Source organism: Psychroflexus aestuariivivens (assembly GCF_004010055.1).
GTDB lineage: Bacteria > Bacteroidota > Bacteroidia > Flavobacteriales > Flavobacteriaceae > Psychroflexus > Psychroflexus aestuariivivens.
In genome coordinates this window covers 1-3,527 of record NZ_RQVT01000042.1, presented here as the reverse complement: position 1 = coordinate 3,527, position 3,527 = coordinate 1, and the positions used below count along the sequence as shown (strand labels likewise).

5 protein-coding genes are annotated in these 3,527 nt (G+C 28.2%); all 5 read left to right on the top strand.

Annotated features, from left to right (window positions below):
• The first annotated feature begins 31 nt into the window (after positions 1-31).
• The 5 genes from EIG86_RS07290 (at position 32) to EIG86_RS07270 (ending at position 3,385) form a co-directional block, all read left to right on the top strand.
• Positions 32-352 carry a hypothetical protein gene (locus tag EIG86_RS07290; protein WP_127845511.1) on the top strand — a complete coding sequence of 107 codons (321 nt, stop codon included), beginning with the start codon at positions 32-34 and terminating at the stop codon, positions 350-352.
• Positions 353-361: 9 nt separating this feature from the next.
• A complete protein-coding gene (locus tag EIG86_RS07285) occupies positions 362-811 on the top strand; it encodes a hypothetical protein (RefSeq protein ID WP_127845510.1) in 450 nt (149 codons plus the stop codon).
• 173 nt (positions 812-984) lie between these two features.
• The gene (locus EIG86_RS07280) at positions 985-2,322 is read left to right on the top strand and encodes a hypothetical protein (RefSeq protein ID WP_127845509.1); all 1,338 of its coding nucleotides are present in this window, start codon (positions 985-987) and stop codon (positions 2,320-2,322) included.
• A 157-nt stretch (positions 2,323-2,479) separates the two neighbouring features.
• Complete coding sequence (locus tag EIG86_RS07275) at positions 2,480-3,019, top strand: hypothetical protein (protein ID WP_127845508.1); 540 nt, start codon at positions 2,480-2,482, stop codon at positions 3,017-3,019.
• Between the two features lie 18 nt (positions 3,020-3,037).
• A complete protein-coding gene (locus EIG86_RS07270; protein ID WP_127845507.1) occupies positions 3,038-3,385 on the top strand; it encodes a hypothetical protein in 348 nt (115 codons plus the stop codon).
• The last annotated feature ends 142 nt before the right edge of the window (positions 3,386-3,527 follow it).

The window sequence follows — 3,527 nt, the reverse complement described above, 5'->3', positions numbered from 1 at the left end:
TTTGAAACTGAATTGAAAAGTTTTTGAGTTTTTGCGCGCTACTGCGCATACACGAATCCGTTGGCAACAAGCTGAAAATAAAAACAAAATGAAAAAAAAAGATTTAAATAATAAGTCGACTGAAAAATTACAATCAGAATTAAAAACTATTAAAGCATTAACTGGAGTATTAATTGGAAGTTTGTTAGTGTTATTTGCAGTAAGTATTTACGGTCTAATAACGATAGAAAATAAATCAATATTTATCGCATTAATTGCAGTTGGAATTTCTTTGATTGCTATTCTTCCATTGCAATTCGGGAACATTAAAAAAATAAAAACGGAACTTGATTCAAGAAAAGTTTTTAATTAAATACACATAATGAATTTAAAAGCAATATTTCATTACATAAGTTATCTTCAATATCCGTTAATGCTTATTGCATTTTACTATGCGTTGAGTCCATATCTTTCTGGAATAGAAAACCTAAAAGATAATACAAATTTGATTTTCCTTAAACTAAATACTGGATTAATCTTTATGGGACTTGCAGTAAGCTTTTCTTCATTGCAAGATACTACAAAGACACAAAATAAATTTTCAAAAGATATTTGGGAAAACCCAAAAAAGGGAAAAATTGTCATTTCCGTAATGGCTATAACAATTTTTTTGTTCATTATATTAGGATTAGTTAGCTATTTAAATTCTTTTGATGGAATATTAAATGACTTATCTATTGGGTTTATCGTATTAGGTTTAGGAATGTTTGGGTTTTTAAAAGCTGCTGTCGAAATGTTTGAAAACCACAGAAAAGATAAAAATCCTGACTAAAAGGAAAATTCAAAAGCCAGTTGCCAACATCTAGTATAGCAAATAGCTTTTATGAGCTAAATACAAAGGTTTGGTATATTTATGAAAATTAAAGAAAAACTGAATGGTAAGTTTGTGTTTGCACGCTACTTGCCATACTAGAGAACCGTTATGCCTAATTATAACCAAAAATTATGTCAAAAAATAATAATCAAGAGAATAATGAAATTATGACTATTGAAGAAGCTTCATTTTCTGATTTACTCGAAACAAATTTAGATAGATTTCTTGAAGAATTGTCAGCTCTTAATGATACACTTCCCATTCAAATAGTAATGTTGTCAATTAAGCATAAAGAATTGATTAAAAAGCTTGAGAGAATATCAACTACGAGTGAAGAAATTGATGAAGATGGAAACGAAATTGTTAGATATAAAGTTACTGAAGATGAAATTGATGAGTTCCCAAAAATACATAAACATTTAAACAGAGCAGACATTGCGAAAAAAATTATTCCTAGAAATTTTATTGTTTCAATTATCAGTCAATACGATGCTTTTCTTGGAGAGTTGGTGAGAATAATTTATGATATAAATCCAAATCTAATTAGGTCAAGTGAAAAAGAGCTAAATCCAAGTGATCTTTTTAATTTTGATTCTATTGAAGATTTAAAACTTCACATAGTTGATAAAGAAGTTGATTCTCTTCTTCGTGAAGAACATTTAGAACAATTAAAAGTTCTTGAAAAAAGGATTTCAAAAGTAACAAAAAATGAATTTTATTTAACTAAAGGCTTACCTGTATTAAAAGATTTTGTTGAATTAACTCAAAGACGAAATCTTTTTGTTCATACTAATGGAATTGTAACTAGACAATATCTTGACATAAACAATAAATGGAAGTTTAAAGACTGCAAATCATCTTTAAACGATGAACTCAGAGCAGAACCAGGATATTGTGAAAATTCTTATAGGGTTCTCTTTGAAATGGCTGTAAAATTAACACATGTATTATGGAGAAAATTTTTACCGGAAGATAGGACTCGTGCTGATGAACACCTTAATCAAATTATTTATGACTTGCTTGTGGATAGTGAATATTCTCTAGCCGTTACAATTTCTGATTTTTGCACAAATACGATTAAAAAGTTCTCATCAGAGCAGCTTAGAAAATTTATTGTAATAAATAAAGCAATTGCGTATAAATTACTTGACAAAAAAGATGAATGCAATAACATAATTGATAATGAAGATTGGTCAATTGGTAATGAATTTAAACTAGCAAAATTAGTTTTGCTAGATGAATTTGAAAAAGCAAAACAACTGATGATTAAGATTGGTGCAGATGATGAGCTTTTAAATAAAGGTGCATATGAAAATTGGCCACTTTTTAAAGTATTCAGAAAAACTAAGGAATTTAAATCAGCTTATTTTGAATTATTTAATCAAGAATTTTCACTAGAAGAAATTCAAAATAAAGAAAAAGTGGAACATGAGAAAGAAGTAAATTTAGATTTAGATGACGTAGAATAACTAGGCATAACAGCGCATAACAAAAATGGCGAGATTTGGTACTGAAACGAGAGTTTTGGGTATTTTTAGAAAGTAAAAAATTTAACCGAAAAACTTGCGCATTTTAAGTCGCCACTTTCGTTATGCGCGATACGTTGTGTGTAATTAAAACAAACCTATGAAAGAATTTGAAACTAATCAATATATTGAACTTTATGACCCTTTCAAAAGCAGATATTTGCCTGTCAGAATTTTAAAGAAAAATACTGATGGATATTTGGTAAAATTCATATCAATTGAAAAAGAAATCAATATATATGAATATCAATTAAAGAATTACGGTTACAGAGAGCTTTGGAATTCAAGAGAATTATTAGAGTTTTTAGAGTTTAAGAAAAGTGGACTTAAAAATCAGCTTGGTTCTTTAATCGTTTGGGAGTGTTTGCTTGGCGAACTAAAAAATAATGGCAATAACCATTTCATCTATGAGTACAGTTCCAAGTTTCTTGGTTATGCCCTTTTGCAAGAAAACTCATTTAATGAATTTGAAAAGGATTTTGCAAAATTAAATTACAATTCTGACAGTACGGAATTTGAAAAGAAATATCTGATTAGTAGTTCTGCTAATCAATTGTTCAATCACTTAAAAGATATTAATCCAGACAAATACAATATTGAAAAAATAGACAAAATTGTAAAGGAGTATAGAAGTATTTAATAATCAAAAACAAATAAAATGAGAAAAGTAGTTATCCTAAATTTATTATTGTTGGTGTCGTCATTTGCGATTAGCCAAAACTCTGAAGAAAAAAATGATTGTGATTTACCTGCTAATTTCGAAGAACCCAAAAGCGAAAAAAAAGTTTTAAGGTGGCTTAAGAAATTTGACGCAACAACCGATGATTTGAAAAAGCACGTATCCGTCGAGAATGATGTGAATTTAGAAAATGTAACCTTAATTAGAATATCTGAGCAAAAAGGAAATGGAATGTACATTTTATGTGTTAATGGAAAAAGAATGAAATATCGTAGAATGGGTAGTGTGTTTTCTCGATTAGATGAAAAACTCTTTGATGGAAATTAGCGAAAATAACTACACACAACAACGTATATAGCTCATAGCTAATTAGTTGATTAAACAAAGTTAAGGCGTATTTGGAAAATCGCCAAATTTTTAAATTTGACGATTTCCAATAAAAAAGATAAATAGTAAAATTTAAAAATCT

Bases quoted from the DNA above. Each gene is read 5' to 3' on its own strand.
- EIG86_RS07280 (WP_127845509.1), top strand. From the start codon at position 985: ATGTCAAAAAATAATAATCAAGAGAATAATGAAATTATGACTATTGAA.
- EIG86_RS07275 (WP_127845508.1), top strand. From the start codon at position 2,480: ATGAAAGAATTTGAAACTAATCAATATATTGAACTTTATGACCCTTTC.
- EIG86_RS07285 (WP_127845510.1), top strand. From the start codon at position 362: ATGAATTTAAAAGCAATATTTCATTACATAAGTTATCTTCAATATCCG.
- EIG86_RS07270 (WP_127845507.1), top strand. From the start codon at position 3,038: ATGAGAAAAGTAGTTATCCTAAATTTATTATTGTTGGTGTCGTCATTT.